The 17,101-nt window shown below is 55.4% G+C and carries 10 protein-coding genes; 4 read left to right on the top strand and 6 right to left on the bottom strand.

The features are described from left to right. Nucleotides 1-5: 5 nt before the first annotated feature. On the bottom strand, nt 6-2,156 hold the full coding sequence (locus ABD971_RS06540; protein WP_345320527.1) for an FAD-dependent oxidoreductase: 2,151 nt from the start codon (nt 2,154-2,156) through the stop codon (nt 6-8). A gap of 1,050 nt (nt 2,157-3,206) precedes the next feature. Between ABD971_RS06540 and ABD971_RS06535 the strand changes: the two genes are divergently transcribed. Continuing rightward, entirely contained in the window at nt 3,207-4,253 is a 1,047-nt protein-coding gene (locus ABD971_RS06535) for a hypothetical protein (protein WP_345320525.1), read from the top strand. 244 nt (nt 4,254-4,497) lie between these two features. On the opposite strand, the gene ABD971_RS06530 is transcribed toward ABD971_RS06535, so the two are convergent. The 4 genes from ABD971_RS06530 to ABD971_RS06515 all read right to left on the bottom strand — a co-directional run bounded on the left by ABD971_RS06530 (nt 4,498) and on the right by ABD971_RS06515 (nt 11,463). Then, nucleotides 4,498-5,907: a neutral/alkaline non-lysosomal ceramidase N-terminal domain-containing protein gene (locus ABD971_RS06530; protein WP_345320523.1), complete on the bottom strand. Its 1,410-nt coding sequence runs from the start codon at nt 5,905-5,907 to the stop codon at nt 4,498-4,500. A gap of 82 nt (nt 5,908-5,989) precedes the next feature. Next, nucleotides 5,990-7,279, bottom strand: coding sequence for a 3-keto-disaccharide hydrolase (locus ABD971_RS06525; protein ID WP_345320521.1), 1,290 nt, complete (start codon nt 7,277-7,279; stop codon nt 5,990-5,992). Nucleotides 7,280-7,508: 229 nt separating this feature from the next. After that, on the bottom strand, nt 7,509-9,647 hold the full coding sequence (locus ABD971_RS06520; protein WP_345320519.1) for an alpha/beta hydrolase family protein: 2,139 nt from the start codon (nt 9,645-9,647) through the stop codon (nt 7,509-7,511). A gap of 322 nt (nt 9,648-9,969) precedes the next feature. Beyond that, nucleotides 9,970-11,463, bottom strand: a complete 1,494-nt coding sequence (locus tag ABD971_RS06515) for a hypothetical protein (protein ID WP_345320517.1) — start codon at nt 11,461-11,463, stop codon at nt 9,970-9,972. A gap of 566 nt (nt 11,464-12,029) precedes the next feature. Here ABD971_RS06515 and ABD971_RS06510 point away from each other — a divergent pair. The 3 genes from ABD971_RS06510 (at nt 12,030) to ABD971_RS06500 (ending at nt 15,670) form a co-directional block, all read left to right on the top strand. Continuing rightward, entirely contained in the window at nt 12,030-13,373 is a 1,344-nt protein-coding gene (locus tag ABD971_RS06510; RefSeq protein WP_345320515.1) for an Nramp family divalent metal transporter, read from the top strand. Nucleotides 13,374-13,381: 8 nt separating this feature from the next. Next, nucleotides 13,382-13,999 (top strand): GNAT family N-acetyltransferase, encoded by a 618-nt coding sequence (locus ABD971_RS06505; protein WP_345320576.1) that lies wholly within the window; start codon nt 13,382-13,384, stop codon nt 13,997-13,999. 99 nt (nt 14,000-14,098) lie between these two features. Beyond that, complete coding sequence (locus tag ABD971_RS06500; RefSeq protein ID WP_345320513.1) at nt 14,099-15,670, top strand: sulfatase family protein; 1,572 nt, start codon at nt 14,099-14,101, stop codon at nt 15,668-15,670. Between the two features lie 260 nt (nt 15,671-15,930). Here ABD971_RS06500 and ABD971_RS06495 read toward each other — a convergent pair whose 3' ends face one another. Further along, nucleotides 15,931-16,824 (bottom strand): DUF6528 family protein, encoded by an 894-nt coding sequence (locus ABD971_RS06495; protein WP_345320511.1) that lies wholly within the window; start codon nt 16,822-16,824, stop codon nt 15,931-15,933. Between the last annotated feature and the right edge of the window lie 277 nt (nt 16,825-17,101).

Genomic DNA, 17,101 nt, shown 5'->3' with positions numbered 1-17,101 from the left:
ACAGCTTAATGCCGCGGTTGCAGCAACAATTGCACGCCGTCGACGACAACGAAGCCATCTGTGTCTCGGTTAGATACTGTGACCATGATGGAATCGTTGACGCGAAAATTCCCCAGTGACGAACCGACCGCAGTGCCTTCGCGTTGGTCGACGATTATCTCTGTTGCGTCTTCGCCTACCGAAACGATCACCGGAGTCTTTGTGGAACGATTGCCCGAGGCGACGTACAGCAGGCTGACTTTGTAAGTGCCGGGTTTGGGGACATCGATTTTGAAGGCCGCCGTCTTTTCGCCCTTGCCGTTGTTGTTGTCGTGAAGGTAGGCCAGACCACAGACAGGTGACAAAGTGCCCGACGTCCACGATCCCGTTGTTTTTGCATCCGTATCATCCGTCACTATCCCGGGCAGCGTCTTTGCAGGTTGACGCACCGACTTGTCATCCCATGTCAGCCGTTGCCCGTCGTTTTCCAATTTTACTTTCAGCTTGGCGTAGTCCACATCCTGTACGGTTTTCTGTTCAGTGATCGCCATTGCTGCGGCGCAGCCGGCACTTTGCCCTAGAATCATGTACACCGGTTCCATGCGAATCGATCCAAAGGCAACGTGGGACGAAGAAAGACAAACGGGCACCAACAGGTTCTCACATTCATTCTTTTTGGGAACGATCGAGCGGTACGAAACGGGATACGGTTTCCGAAAACCATGTCCAAAACCGCCTTCGTTGCGCACCGTCTGCACCCCATTTTCTTCCACGACCACTCGCTGACAAAAGTGTGAATCCATTGGATACGAAGCCAGGCCGACGGAATCGTCGACGACCCGCCGTGATTCGCAGTCCGCCTGTGTGACGACATAGTCCGACAGCATGCGGCGGCCTTCGCGGACGTACAACTGATGAGGCCAGAAGCCGGTTTCTATGAACTCATGTGGATCGAGTCCCCAGGCACTCACCCGAGCCCGCAGTGCTTCGGGAACCTGAGGATCGTTCGCCAGGAAGTACATCAGTCCCTGCTGGTAGTTGACGTGGTCTTGGAAAATGCGTTCTCTCAGTTCGTACAAATCCCGCAGCGGCACTGGCAGCCCTCGGCGTGGCGGAGGAAGTTCGCTGATCGATCCTGATTGGTACGTGCCATCGGGCCAGCGATAATTGCCGCCGACATAATCGGATGAGAAACTGCCCGCGTTGTTGCTGTCGCCCTGTCGCATCTGCACCGGCCCGTCGGTCATTGGAGCCGTCGTGTAGTTTAGACGCCAATCGATACGGTCATCGAAGTTTAGAAAGCGGGCCAGCAGCGCGTAGCGATTGACGTCATAGCCGCGAGGTTTCGGAAACGCGACTTTGTCGGCACTGCGTGAAAGTTGAAGCCGGAAATTGTATGCCTGGACTTTGAAGTCGCCTTCGCCCGGTTTTCCAGGAGTCTCCGCGGCGATTTCCGGCAGCAGACCGGAGGCCGGATCATCCGCAATTACGTGGGGACTCAGCGGCAGTCGGCAAAACTGGTAGACGTTTTTCCAAGACACCGTCTGCCATTGCCCTCCCAACGTTTCGTCGTATGTCGCTGCCGGTTCACGTCCGACGTGATAGGAAACATTCGCAGCGGCCAGCAGGTCGCCTTCATAAGTGCTGTCCACAAACACCGCTGCCCGCACGGTCTCGCCGGTTTCCATGGTTGCGGAAACCAGTTGCTGATCTTGCATCACAACGGAGCTGAGCGCACGCCCAAGCAGGACTTTCACACCAGCTTCATCGAGCATTTTGCGGTACAGCGTCTCGGCTTCTCCGGGGGAATAGTCTCGCGCCTTGCCAATTCGATTGTAGAACTCCAGAGCGATTCCGCCGATCGAATCCTTTCTACCGAGATCGGTCGCGGTCAAGCCGCCGGACGTCATTCCGCCCACGTGCCGGTTGAAGGAAAACAGGACGGCGGACTTCCCTTCTCGCGCCGCCTGAATCGCCGCCGTCACCCCGGCCGGAGTGCCGCCGTACACGGCCACATCGCACTCGATCAACTTAGGCTGACCAGGCTCCGCCGGTTCGTAGTAGTGGGGCTCGCCCGCCGTGGTCACGTTACAGCAACAGGCTGCATGGACAACGGCACAAACCACAACGGCCATCACCCAGACGCCGCGTTTCAAGTTTGGTTCTCGCTGAGTCATTTGCTTTTTCTGTACGTCGAGTTGTTTGTTGATGTCTAGTTTTTTATTTGAAAAGGATCTTCCGCCGGGCCGTCGCCGAAACTCCGACGCATTGTAGGCACCATTGTATTCGCAGTGTGGCGTCGGTGTTCTTCTTTGATACGATCATCTGTGATGATCGAGTGGCAGTCGATTGATCTCGTTGCTTGTTCTTGCGCGGGGGGTAGTTTGCTCGGTTTTCATTCAGCAGTCTGTAGTCTGCGTAACCTCGCCAAAGCTGCACGTGTTACGCAGCACAGAATTGGGGGATGCGAAGTCCGCCGAGATCCACGCCACTCGCAAAGAGTACGCGTCGCTGCGAGGCTCCGTTTGTTCAGTGTGTTGGCGGGGAGCAGCCACATTTTCTCAAAACGAACGGATCCAAAACGCTTTTGACAGGCGAATGAAGGACAGCCGAATCGACCCGCTGAATCCATTCGTCTGTCCCCATTCGTCTGTCAGAAATGTCCCGTCGTTGGCTGAGTCGACGGGGGAAGGAACTGAGCGGAACCCCGGGAACCTGAATCGTTCGAGCCTGCATTCTCGCAGCCCAAGTCGCATCGGGGGCCGGCAATGCCAAGATCGCCGGGTGCTGAGCACAACGCAGCCCTAACGATCAGGGGGGCGACCAGGAAATGGTTTGCGAAATGCCCGCCGCCCAAAATCTGTTTCCTGTCCGCAATGTGCACGCTGTGGTTATTTGCCAAGTGGGAAGTTCATCTGACCGGCTATTCACCAGCAGTGCTTACCATCTTTCGGACGTCTTCCAAGAAGTTGTTGTTCTCAGCGAATAGAACTTCAAACGTGTCCAGCTTCAATTTCGCGAGCGACAGGACATTGCGAGCTTTCTCCGTATACAGGTAGTCTACGACGATTGCGTCTGGGGTCTCTGAACGGAAATCATCGAATGATGCAGCCAAGTTGTGCTCAGGGACAGAGCCTATTGTTTGGGGGTTGACTTTTGTTCAGTCCAGGCGAACGATGGACTTTGGCCTTTGGCTCGGTCCTTCTACAGCAAAATGAGGTGTGATGATGTCCCGCTTGCCTCGCTCGGAAGTCTTCGATCCCGACGAAATAGCGATCGCTCACGTCTGTACTCGGACTGTTCGGCGGTGCTTCTTGTTGGGGAACGACCCAATCACCGGTCAAAACTTTGACCATCGCAAAGATTGGATCGAACAACACCTGATACAGTTTGCTGGGGCGTTTGCAATAGATCTCCTTGAGCATGCTTTGCTATCAAATCACATGCATTTGATTCTCCGTTCGCGGCCCGATATCGTGGCTACTTGGAGTGACAACGAGGTGGCAAGGCGGTGGATGATGATTTGTCCGCATCGCCGAAGTTCCGATGGGCTGCCGCTTCCTCCAACCGAAGCGGAGATCCGGTCGATCGCGGGATGCCCGGTCAAATGTGGCAAGATTCGCAAACGTCTCAGCAATATCAGTTGGTGGATGCGACTGCTTTGCCAACGTGTCGCAACGAGGGCGAACCACGAAGACGAAGAATCAGGACATTTTTTCCAAGACCGTTTCCATGCCACGCGGATCGTTGACGAAGCTTCGCTGCTGGCCTGTGCGGCCTATGTGGACCTGAATCCGATTCGGGCTGCGATCGCCGAAACGCTCGAGCAGAGCGATCACACTTCGGTCCAGCGGCGAATCCAGACGCTAACCGCCGACCGCAATGATGCTCGCGCCAAACTGCGAGACAGCTTCCTGGCACCGGTCTCGATCGACGAGCGGTCCGGTGAGATTGGACCCTGCGTCAGCAAATCCGGACGACGCTGCAGCGATAAAGGTTTTCTGCCGATGTCGCTGGAAGCTTATCTGGAATTGCTCGATTGGAGTTCCCGCCAGATCGCCCCTGGCAAACCTGGGCGAACCCCAAAAGACGTCCCGCCGGTGCTCAAGCGACTCGGCTTGGACACCGAGACATGGTGCGAACTGGTGCGTGACTTCGGCAGGTTGTTTTGCAGTGTTGCCGGGCGGCCTGATTGTGTCGATCCGCTACGGAGTCACCGCACTCACCGTCGCTATCATTTGCGGCGACGGGCGAGAGAGCTACTCACTCGCTGAGTGGCCCGCAAAACGCCCTTTCTTTTTAGCTGTCGAGCGTGGCGACGTTTCGCCGATAGATGAAACTGCGCTGCAACCGCGAAGTTTTGCTTGGGTTTCGTCGAAATGACGTGTGATCGACAACGAATCCGAGACGCTACACACCAACAGCAGGCAAAAATTCGCCGTCGTGCATGACGAGCTAACGCGTCTTACCCCAACAAGATGCTCTGTCCCCGTTCAAGAGGGGGGGGGGCAGGTTCGGCTATTTCGGTTGGTCGATCTGCAGGTAATCGGTACCTGACCTGCTTTCGACATCGATTTGTCGATGGACTTCATTGATGATGTCGGATTCGATCTCTGGCGACCACACGGTGGGCAACCCGTAGTACACCATCGCTCCGCCCCCTTCGTAGCCGCCTTCGGCAAGGACCCGTCGTGAGGGAACGTAAGCCATCACGTCGTTGGCGTAACCGGCCACCCATGTTCGAGTTCCAGCCAATTCGCTTTTGAGCCGAATGGCATAATCGACTACCACTTCGCCGCCGAGCGTTACCAGTTGCAGATCGTTGCCAATCGACCAGGCACTGACGGGATACGGATACGTTTGACTGAGCGGGACACCGCCATCGATTTGCTCGAGTAGCATTTGCGCCCGCGCTACCTCGTAGCGATTTTCGGACTTCGAGTTCAACTCGATTTCCTCACGCGTTGGCAGCGTATCCAACGCCAGATCGATCTCTGCGTACTTCGTCTGCAGCGGTCCCGCGACGGGGTGCATTAGCGATGTCATCAAGACTGAATCCACGGCGGTTGCCAATCGTTGACCGTAATGCTGTGCCAACGTTACGGTTCTGCGCGGCAGCGGATTTTGGTCTGCGCCGCAACCCGCAAAAAACAATGCAACGCAGCCGGGATGTTTATTTTCGAGTTCGATTTGAGCGTATCCTGGATAGTCTCCCGACCATTGATAGCCGCTCAGAGTCGTCGCGTGGCATGCGTATCCGAACAGGACGGCGGTCAGGTTTTCGTCGGCGTCGTGAACGGCGAGCACGGGAACGTCATGGTCGCTGGGGCCTTGCAGTTTGCCTTCGCTTCGCAGCTGGGGAACCGCCGCCGACGGGTTTTCGCGGCGATTGACCGCGAACGTCGCCGTACCGCTGCCCCACGTCAACTCACTCGGTGCAAGTTTGCCGATCGCATCGCCCACCATGGCAACGACTTGCTGCTGAAACGTTGCGACCCAGCGATCGACGGCTTGTTGCTGAGATTCTGCGAACAGCAGGTAGTGAAGCGGCGCAAGATTGTGCCCGACAACGGGACCACTGTGAGTGTGCGATGTGCAAATAACGATCTGCTCACGTTGCAAGCCGTAATGCTCTTTCAGTGCACCACAAATGGCCAGCGACAGCGTGCGATCGATGCCGACGAGATCCAGCGTCAGGACCAAACCTCGGTTTCCGGTATGGTCCTCCAGCACGAGTGCTTTCGCCCATAGCTCGGTCAGTTTGCCGTCGGCCGGTTGAGTGCGCGAGGCATAACCGGCCATCCACATCGGCTCCTCCGGCGTGATCGCGACCTTAGCCGCACCCGCTTTCCAAGCGGATTCCGCACCCTGTGCCACTGCCGTAAACAACAGGAATATCGTCGTTGCAATCAATCGACTTCGGTTCATTGGTTCATTCCAACTAGGATCGACTCGTTCGGCATCGCTCAAATTAAATAGACAAGTCGCAGCAGTTCGTGGCTGCAGCGACTCACTCTCGCTCGATGAGCTTCTTCATGTCGTCGGTGATGGGCATGACTTCGAAATCTTTGAAGAACATTTCGCAGTCGGTACCACCGTGCATTTGCAGGCCGAGCTTTCCCGTCTTCTCACTCGCTTCGTCGATGATATCTGACGTGCAAAATCCGTTGAGCGTCTGGACCAGGCGGTCGCCGTAGGCGGCGGTACAGGTCGTGTTCCATTGGTCGTCCTTGTTGCGGACCTTTTCAACGAATTCGTCGTTGGTAACGACCCAGCCGCGGCCGGGAATCGTCTTGCCGTCGACAATTCCGGCGGTGTGCCAAAGCGCAGAGTCCTTGCCGTTGTTGGCGATTTCGTTTTGGAATCCGCGTAGCACCCAGGGAGCGCTGGTTTCCTCGGCGCGGAAATACAGCGCGCTGTTGCCACCGTGCATCCGGTACGTGACGCGAGCAATGAAGTCATCGTAATTCTTGTTAGAAATGACCAACCCATCCTTGCCTTGACTCTTGGAGTGGACGCCATGCAGAACGCCCTCGTCGGTGAACGACCATTCTTCGGGCAGAACGAACTTGGCATCGGCAAGTTTGTAGTTGCCATCGTCGCCCTTGACGAAGAACGACTCCCACTTGCTCTCGCCTAGATCCTTGACGCGAATGTTCTTCCAAGCGACGGAGCCCGATTTTCCAGAGTGGATCTGCAGTCCGATAAAGCCCTTCATTGAGAAGCTGTCGAACATATCGACAACCAGATTGCCGTTCAGCCAAGTCTTGATGGACGGTCCGACGCACTGAATTTCCAAGTCATTCCACTCACCTTCCTTACAGCTTGCCTGAGCCGCATCGAGACGATCCTGAGGGGTGTGGGCATCGAGCCAAATGATGCCAAACTTGTGGCCGCGACGTCCTTCGTCATAGATGCGACCGGTTGCGTCGCCGCCGGGACGGATTTCGTACTGATAGCCGTACACTCGCTCGCTATCGCCCTCGGGACGGGCAGCGGAACGGAACTGGACGCCGGAGTTCCCCGCTTCGATGAATTTATATTGCAGTTTCAGAATGAAGTTGCCAAATTCTTTTTCAGAACACAAGAACGTATTGCCAGGCGTATTCGGCATACACTTCCCAACGATCGAGCCATCCTCAACTTTGTACTCCGCGGACCCACCGCGTTTAACCCAGCCGGCCAGGTCGTTGCCGTTGAACAGGGAGGTAAATCCATCCTCGACGTCCGCTGCGGACGCCGTCAGAACGCAGGGCATCAAAAGCGCGATCATCATCGCAGCTACAAAAACTTTTCTCATCGTTGTTTCTCTCGGAAGGGGGGGGTGTGGGTGGGGATGCGCCAGGCGATCAATATCCTAGACCGCTGCAGCACGTCGCATTGCTAAGTGACGCATTTAGTTGTAGCGGAAGTCGTCAAGACTTTCGTGTCGCGGGATGACCGAAATTACCTCTGCATTAGAGTCGACGTCTCCCGCGGTCCATCGTTCTGATCGCGGAGCAATCAGCGACTATTGTATCGGACGATACTTACTTTAGCAGCCACTCGCTAGCCGCGGCTTGCTGTTGCGCTGCCTCGCCGGTGAACGTTACCAGTGCATTGGCCTCGGAAGCGGCGTGATACGCGGTGGTGATCGTTGCCGGCGTTTTACTTTCTCCGGCGAGCCACAACGGGCGTGGAGCATGAAGTGCGATCAGACCGGGTAGATCGAGATACTTTGCTCCCCCCGGCAAGAACATCGGGTCGCGATAATCCAAGACTTGGCCAAAACGAAACCCTCGTGTATCGATCGCGATGCGGTCGACGACATCTCCGGCAATCCCACCAGCCACTGCGGCGATGGGGCCGCTGCGGTGCCATCCGGCAATCGCGACGTTTTTTAACTCACGATTCGGGAAAGGGCCCGAGTTCGCGTGACGAAGAAAACGGACGATGCTAAGCACATCGTGGGTGCGTTGGGCGAATAACGCGTGATTGTATCCGAAGGTGTAACCGGCGAATTCGCGGGGATTTTCAACGACGCGAGTCTGCTTCGCCGCTTCGCCATTTTGCAGGAACAGATCGGCGCCCAGCACGGTCGCGCCCGCTTGAACCAGCTTTTGCACGGCGGGGTTCACGCGGCCGTCTTCACTGTAAACGGCGGTCTTGCCAGAATCATCGATCCAGATCACGACGCGGCCACTGGGTTGCTTCGGACACAGCCAGACGACATTCACCTCTTCGCCGTGTGTCGTGTTCAGTAGCGTGCCGGTGTGTTGCACGTAGTCGCCACGGTCCTGCTTGTCGTCGAGTTCCCATGTCACGTCTCCTGCGTTGGCGTAGGTGCGGCCGATGATCACCTCAGCGGCCGGAAGGACGACGTTTTTCAAGCCTTCCGCAGTCGCCGCGGCTGCACTGAGTTGCTGCTCGGAGTCCTTGGTGAACCACGCCAGCAAGTTGCGTTCGAAATCGGGGGCAGCAGCCTTGGGGGCGGGATGTTGGTCGTCCCAGACAGTGAGCTGCTCGGGCGGCAGCGGTTCGAAATCGTGCTCAATCACAGGAGCTTGGAAACCAAGCTTGAAATGTTTGTTCAAGAAGGTGTAAAAGGCAGATCGAGTGACCGCGTTGTAGTTGTGCGGAAAATGTTCGCCTCGCTTCAGAAAGACGTCATTCGGTTTGCCATACGCGGTGTAGAGTTGCTGCAACTCGGGAAAGCCCTTGGTAGCCAACTCCTTGGTCCAGTCGTCCGCAGTGTTCATCCCTTGCGGCCGCGGCGCAGCCAAGGCGGCGAATTCGACATTGCCAGTATTCACACGCAGCAGACTCGCGTTTTCGCACGTGCAGCCACCCTGCATCGCAGTACTGACCATGACGACCGGAAATGACAGTTTGATGCGGTCATCGATCGCCGCCAAAATCATCGTCTGTGTACCGCCGCCGCTCGCGCCGGTGACGGCGACACGTTGCGGATCGACCTCCGGCAAACTGAGCAGAAAGTCGAGCCCACGTACGGCGTTGAGCGTTTGCAGTCCCATGACGTTCTGACAATGCGTCTCGGCTTGCGGACTGAACAGGCCCCAGTGCTTTGTCTTGTTCATCTCTGGCCGTTGTTTGGCAAACCCATGGACAAGCTCACGCGAGAGCTGAATCGAATCCGAATCGCCGAGCATGTCCCACTGCCAAACCACGCAGCCCATCAAGGCCAATTGGCGACATTGCGATTGGTAAGTGCTGCGTCCGGCCCGCTCGAACCGCTCGGCGCCGTCGGCAATTAGGCTGCGCAACTTACTGTCGGACGTGATGTCCAAACGCGCATCCTTGTGATGGCCGTGCGCCAGCATGACTCCCGGCACTTTGCCCTGGATGTTTGTCGGGCGGTACAGATTACCCGTCACGAAAAAACCGGGGGCACTCTCGAAATAGACCTTCTCGACCGTGTACCCGTCACGTTGGATCTTGCCATGAACGACAGGATTGAGAGGTGTTTTGGTCGGCATCGGCCAGAGGCCGGTCGCGACGAGAATTTGTCGCCGTACGTATTCCCTACGTGCCTCCCATTGCTCGAGCGATGCCGGCGGATGGAAGGGGAAGTAGCCATTCAGATCCTTGAGTGGCTCATGGCGGACGTCTTCGGCCGAAGACGTCACCGTGACGCACAGCAGAACGACGAGAGCGATCAAGTGTTTCATGGTTTGATTTTCCTTCGTTTGAATTTCGCACGTTACTTCGAGTGAATCGATTGCGATTCATAATGGTGAACGATTATCTGAAACTCTGTGCCAGTCGTGCTGGCGGAACAGTTGGGGACAAAGGTTCTACAGTATGCGACTTCGTCACCTGAAAGTACGAAAGTCGACCTTAGGGCTGAGTGGTAAATGAATGTCGTAGTGGAACTTGCTGAAGATCCTGCCCCCCACAGGACGTGTAGCCACGTCCATTACGGTAAAACCGACACCTATTTTACGGTCGACCCTTAGGCATTCGACTCACGACGTTTCATTCAATCGGTCGCTAGTTGTCGGACCAAAGGGACTTAATTGCCTCGACGGTTTGATCCGTCAGTACCTGACCACCTTCCGGGCCGACCTTGTTGCTTTCGACAATGACGCTGTATCCGCCGCCTCGTGCGGCCCGCTCGCTCGGTAGGTAGGAACCGGGGCCGGCCAATTGAATGATGAAGGTTTGCAAGGCGGGGCTGCGGGCCTTGATCTGGATGCCATAGTCGGTGAACAACTCGAAGGGGTTTGTGGCAATCGCGATGTCGCCCAAACGAATCGCGTGCAATTCCATCTGGTAAGGATTCAGCTCTCCGGCCTGTTGTTGTTCGTAGCGATCGATGGCCGCTTGATGCCAGAGCATCCGTCGTTTCTGTTTTGGATCGGATGCCAGGTCCGTGACTTTGGCCTGGAGAGCGAACGATTCTTCTCTCGTGACCATTCGTTCCGGCAACTCAAGCGTCTGGACCGTATGCACAAGCGGTGCGTCGGCGTGCCTTTCTTTGCTCGCACCTTCATACGGCTCCTCCCAGGCGGCAACAACACGGCGAGCTAATTCTTCCAGCCGCGTCAGCCCCCTTAGTTTTCGCATTCGTTCGTCCGCCCCTTTGCGATACATCAGGCGTGGTGACTGGTCGCCCGCCGCGCCGGTCCATCCTAGCACCAACAAGTCCTTGCCGTGTTTCTCTCGCAGCGACTCGCGGATTTGGTGCCAGAAGTCGGCGTTGACGGCCGAACGCCCTTCGACTTCCTGTGACGGGCAAGCGACATTGATTGCCGTCGCCATCAATTTGTCTTCGTTGTCCCAGAAACACAGCACCTCGACGCCGTGATCTTCATAGCCTTCGATGCCGCGAAAATTCGACGAGCTTGTCTTGCCATACATTTGCGCCCGACCATCGGCATACACGCTGCGGCGATTCATGGCCACAACGGCGTATCCCAGTCCCCAGCCAACGCTGCCGGGCTTGCGATTTTGCCAGGCCTCGACCGAAGCATCAGCAACACGATCAGCAAGGAACTCGACGTACTCCTTCGGCTGAATGATCCCTTCCTCAGGCAATTGATAAGCGTCTTGACGCATCACCGGCGCGGTGTGCGTGTGGGTGGCGTTGAGGAACAGTTTTTCGACGTCGAAATCGGCAATTCGCTCCTTCACGCGATCGCGGACCATTTCGAGAATCCCTTCGCGAATCGCCACCAAATCGCATGAGACCATGATCGCTTGATCCAACACATTATCACCGTCACGCGATTCCAATGCCAACGCGGTTGCGGTGACTGGACTCTCCACCGTGCGAGCGATGCGGGTGTGCATCTGACCAGACAACGCGACCGGCTCGTCCGGTGTAATACTGACCGTCGCCCCGCCAATGTGCAACTCAGCAGCAGTTGCCGATAGTGCAGGCAAGATCAAAAGCACAAATGCGGCGGTTAGTGACTTGCACGCCAACCGGATCTGCGAAGACTTGCTCCGGCCTACGTTGGACTGTGACAGGTTCAAAGGCATGATGTTATCCCGATGACTTTTGTTGAGGATGCGAACGTGCGTAGCGACTCGTGGCTATCGAGGCTGCGACGCAGGAATGATTGGCAGGACGATGCGACTGGCCGAGACGCGTCGTGGAAAATGGCTTGGGTGGCCACGCTGATTAAGCGATGGCAGTTTTACGATTCGCCCGCGTTTGGGTTTTTATCAAAGCATGGGAAGCTCGATTTGAAAATGTCGACCCGAATTCGATTTCCCCTGCTTGAACACGTTAGATGTCGGAAACAGACTGATTGTACATGCATAAGCCTCGCCGTGTGTCGTCAATACAACGTAATCACTCCTCATGCGAGAAGTCGTCGATGCCCTTGTTGACGAATCTATAGATATGATCGAGTCCGCGAGCCGCATGCGTTTGAGTGCTTGAATGAGTGTGCCGACATCCCACTTTCCGTAAATTTCGCTTTGTAGGCAACCGTTTTCAGCACGGCCGAGCTTTGTGTTTGTGGTCGTATGTTTTGTTCAGTATTCTATTCGCTAGTAAAAATACGCGGCCAAGCCGCTCTCCGCTGAACGAATGATCCCGAATGTCTCCAGCAACCAACACCCACGTCGATCAACCTGTTGCTTGGTATCGGCGGATCGGCCCGGGACTTATCACGGCGTGTGTGGTAATCGGTCCAGGCAGCATCATGACCAGTTCCACTGTGGGTGCGAACAAAGGTTACGCGATGCTTTGGGTCGTTGTGGTTTCGGTCGTGTTCATGCTTGTCTACATGACGATGTCAGCCAAACTGGGCGCGGTCTCAAGCGTTTCACCTGGCGATTTAATTCGCCGCAAAGCAGGCCGACCGCTGGCGATCCTGTTGGGCTGTATCGTGTTCATCATTGCTGCGGCGTTTCAGTCCGGCAACAACATTGGTGTCGCTGCCGCGTTTGAAGCCTTCATCGACTCTAAGCCATTGGTCGCTGCGTTGGTGGTCGCGTTCAACGTAATCGCCATCATGTTTTTGTTCTTGTTCAAGAACCTGTACCGCGTGATGGAACGGTTGATGATGTTTTTCGTCGCCATGATGCTGATCAGTTTTGCCGTCAATCTGTTTACGCTCAAGCCCGATCCGGTGGCGATGGCGAAGGGGTTTGTGCCTGCTGCGGGCACGATCGACATCGCGCTGCTGGGATTGATCGGAACGACGTTTGTGATCTCCGGTGCTTTCTATCAAGCGTATCTTGTTCAACAAAAAGGCTGGGACGAGCGGCAAGTACGAAGCGGCATTGTCGATGCGCGAGTGGGAGCGGTCATCATGGCGCTGATCACGATCATGTTGATGTCGACCGCCGCAGCGGGCCTTTACACGGGGTCGCCGGTCACTTTGGCGGATCCTGTCGCGGTAGCCGAGGCGCTCGAGCCTACTTTCGGACAGAGTGGGAAATTCATTTTTTGTGTGGGAATCTTCTGTGCTGCCTATTCGTCTTTCTTGATCAACTCGATGACGGGCGGCTTCATCGTCTCGGACGGTTTCGGCTTGGGCAGCGGTGCGCAAGACCGTTGGCCTCGCATTATGACCACGCTCGGATTGCTGGCGGGAATGGTCGTGGCTCTCGCTGCCCTAGTATTGGACTTCGACCGTACACCGACGATCATTGCGGCCCAAGCGGTCACGGTCGTCGGAGCACCGTTGGTGGCGGGCGTTTTGTTGTGGTTGGCCAGCAGTAAAGATGTAATGGGGAAACACGTCAACGGCCCGGTGACGAAAGTATTCGCCGGAATCGGGCTTGTCATCCTGCTAGCGATGGCCGCCAACACCGCATTCGTAACGCTTCCGGGAAAGATTCAGCAGTATCGTGAAACGCTGTCGGAAACATCTTCGCCAAGCAAAATAACGCCAGCTTCCGCCCCAGTCCCTGTCACCTCGTCAAAGCGAAGCTAGCTGTGTTGATGATCAGAACGCTGACCGGTCACGATATCCCTTTTGCCCTTGCACTTTGTCGCAAGGCCGGATGGAATCAACTGCAAGCAGACTGGTTGCGGCTCTTTGCATACGAACCCGACGGTTGTTTCGTCGCGGAACTCGACGGGCAGATTGTTGGAACCGTTACGACGACTCGATACGGAACCGACCTGGCATGGATTGGAATGATGCTGGTCGATGACCGTTATCGCAGGCGTGGAATTGCAACCTCGCTGATGAATGCTAGTTTGAGTTATCTGCGTGACATCGGCGTCGGTTGCATCAAACTCGACGCGACTCCCGAGGGACAGCTGGTCTACGAGCGACTTGGATTTCAGCCAGAAGGTTCGTTTCATCGCTGGTCGCGTAACGGCGAAACATCGCCGCGATTGAGTCCATCACGGCCGTCTGATCAACTGGTGAAGTCTCATTTGCAGCTTGATCAAACCGCATTTGCCACGGACCGTTCCGCATGGCTGATGCAACTTGCCCGTTCACTCGGTTTCGAGCCCGTCCGCGACCTGACTCGTATGCGAATCGGATCCATGCCGACTTCGCCAGAAATGAAATTCCAGTTCGCTCTCACCGATCCCGGTACTGGATAGTCATTGACCAGTCGCACGTGTAAAGGTTCGTGCAAGTAGCGTTGGAATGACAAGACGATTGTCGCTCTTTAAATCCCCTCCCTACCCCGAGCTTCATTGATGCATCGCGTTTCAATACTGACTCCACTGTTAATCGGCATTGTTGTCGTCCAGGCCAGCTACGCCTTGTTGGCGTCTGAATTGCCTGCGTCTGAATTGCCTGCGACAGCGAAGCGAGACGGGGTCAAGCCACGCAATATTGTCTTTATTTTGACCGATGACCATCGTTATGATGCGATGGGATTTATGGGACATCCATTCCTAGAGACGCCCAATCTCGATTCATTGGCATCGGGTGGAGTCCACTTCAAGAATGCGTTTGTCACCACATCATTGTGCTCACCGTCGCGCGCCTCGATATTGACGGGCTTGTACACGCATAAGCATCGTGTGATCGATAATAACCGTGCTGTGCCCGAGGGAACTATTTTCTTTCCTCAGTACTTGCAGCGTGCAGGTTACGCAACTGCATTCGTTGGAAAATGGCACATGGGTAGCCATTCGGATGACCCTCGCCCTGGTTTTGATCATTGGGTTTCGTTTCGTGGGCAGGGCCACTACCTGCCGCCGAATCCAAACTACACGCTCAATGTCGATGGCGAACGTGTCAAACAAAAGGGATACATTACCGATGAACTGACGGATTACGCAGTCGATTGGTTGGAAGGTCAGCAGCACAGCGACAAGCCATTCTTCTTGTATCTATCGCACAAGGCTGTTCACGGGCACTATGTTCCGGCCCAACGTCATGTTCAGCGCTACGAGAACAAGGACGTCAGTTTCTTGCCGCGCGGCGAAGGCATCACAGCTGAAAAGAACGCACCTCGTTGGGTTCGCGATCAAAAAAACTCATGGCACGGAATCGACTTCAGCTACCACAGCGACGTCGGGTTAGACGTTCTTTACCGACGCTATTGTGAATTGGTTCTCTCGGTGGACGACAGCGTCGGTCGAGTACTTGATCAGTTGAAGAAGATGGGAATCCATGATGAGACTTTGGTTATTTACATGGGGGACAACGGATTCATGTGGGGCGAACACGGGCTGATTGATAAACGAGTCTCGTATGAAGAATCGATGCGAGTTCCGTTGATGATGCAGTGCCCGGATCTTTACGAAGGTGGCAAGGTCGTTGACAAGGTAATCGGAAATATTGATATCGGGCCCACCGTATTGCACGCAGCCGGATTGCAGACGCCCGACTACATCGACGGCCAAAGTTTCCTGGACCTGCCCAACATGCCCGAGGCGAATTGGCGTACTAATTTTCTTTACGTCTACTACTGGGAAAAGAACTATCCGCAAACTCCAACGCAGTTTGCTCTGCGCGGAGATCGTTTCAAATACATCACCTATTACGGACTCTGGGATACCGACGAACTGTACGATCTGAGCAAGGATCCTGGTGAGGAAAACAACCTGCTTTATGATCCCGAGTACAAGTCCGTCACGATCGAAATGGAGAATGAGTTGTACAAAATGTTAGGTGATGCAGGCGGGATGGATATCCCGATGAACCAACCCCGTGGCAATTCGCAGAACAAGCGTTGGCAAGATGTTGGTGGGAAGACCGCCGCGGCGTTCCCCGCAGAGATCGTCGTGGATGAGCCTGTAAACCGGCAGGCCAAATAGTTTCACCCCGACGCAGACCCTGTCGGGTGTCGCACGCAGTATTCAGCTGGCGTTAGCAACCTGAAAACAAGACGCCAATCCAAAGACGAAACAACGATGACGAAATCCGTTAAATTGTGTTTTTGGAAGCAGACGAAAGTTGCTCTCGGCTTTTTCGCCTCCATCCCTTTTTGAGGAATGCGATCGACAGGGCAAGACAGAGCGGCAGCGACAATGAAGGTCGATAGCCCAAGACTGAAGTACAGGTTAGCGGACTCGTATTACGGTGCCGGTGTCGCAGTGTCCCAGCGGATTTTATAGAGTCGCTCGTCCGCCAGTTTCAATGGTACTGCATCGGTGAATCGAATTGTGTCGCTCCACCAATTCTCTGCTGTGGCCTGATGAAACACGATACGACCGGACGCGGAGTTGCGATCAACCGACTTGATTTTCAATTGGTCGCCAAAGCCTTCAGCGACGTCGAAAGTGAGTTTGTCGCAGTCGAACATCAACACCTGCGTGTCGGTCGTCACGAACAGCTGTTTGCCGTCGTGTTTCGGCGACAGATCGTGCCCACCGTTGCTTGGCAGCGGCGTGCGCGATCGTACTTTCCAGGGTTTTTGGGGTGTCGCTTCCGCATCGGCAACCAACGCCAGCAGCTCTTTCTCTCCGAGAGCCCAGAGGCATTTGCGATCGGGATCCCAAACGGTTCCGTGAGCGCCCAGCAGGGAAATAGCCTGTACGACAGAGGCAGGCTTTTGTTTTTCGTCGCGATCATAGAATTGCACCTGATCGCCGCCAAAGCTAGACGCAACGGCGATCTGACGATCCGGCAACAAGCAGGCACTATGAGCATTCTTTGCCTCGGCCAAGAAATGGCATTCTTTCGTGGTGCGGTCGATCAGTGCCACTCCGCCACTCGATGACGTGATCAACAGCAAGTCGTCTTCGTAGGGCTTGCAATCATCGGTCGACCGAAATCGCGAGCGAAAGTTCGCGGGAATCGAAGGCGATTGCTCCGCACGCCAACTCCACTTCTTTACCTTCGGCATCTCGGGGGCGATAACAAAGACCTCTTCGGCACCGCAGCAAATTAGGTCATGTGGATCCGCCAACGCAGTCATCGGCATCAAGGCGAATGCGAAAATGAAAGTAGCAAAAGTGGCTCGGGTCATCGGCCAAGTCTTTTTTGGAAAGTACATCAAAGGTCTCAATTTATGTTTAGGATCTTCGGATCAATAATTGGCGGGCGGTAGTGGACGAGGCAACGAGTCCTGCAGCTTCGTGCAGCCAAAAAGGACTCGTTGCCTCGTCCACTACGGAAAATGCCGCCAGCTATTCTTCCGACGGTCCTTAGGTGTTTGCCGCGGATGGATCAACCGGTCTCCAGCGTCGGCTCGGTAGAACGATCGACGTCCCAACATTGTATTCGTTCTATAGAACAATTTGGGC

The sequence above is a fragment of the Novipirellula rosea genome (assembly GCF_039541335.1).
Classification (GTDB): Bacteria; Planctomycetota; Planctomycetia; order Pirellulales; family Pirellulaceae; genus Novipirellula; species Novipirellula rosea.
Note: the sequence above shows the minus strand (reverse complement) of the source record. Positions and strands in the feature narration are given on the sequence as shown.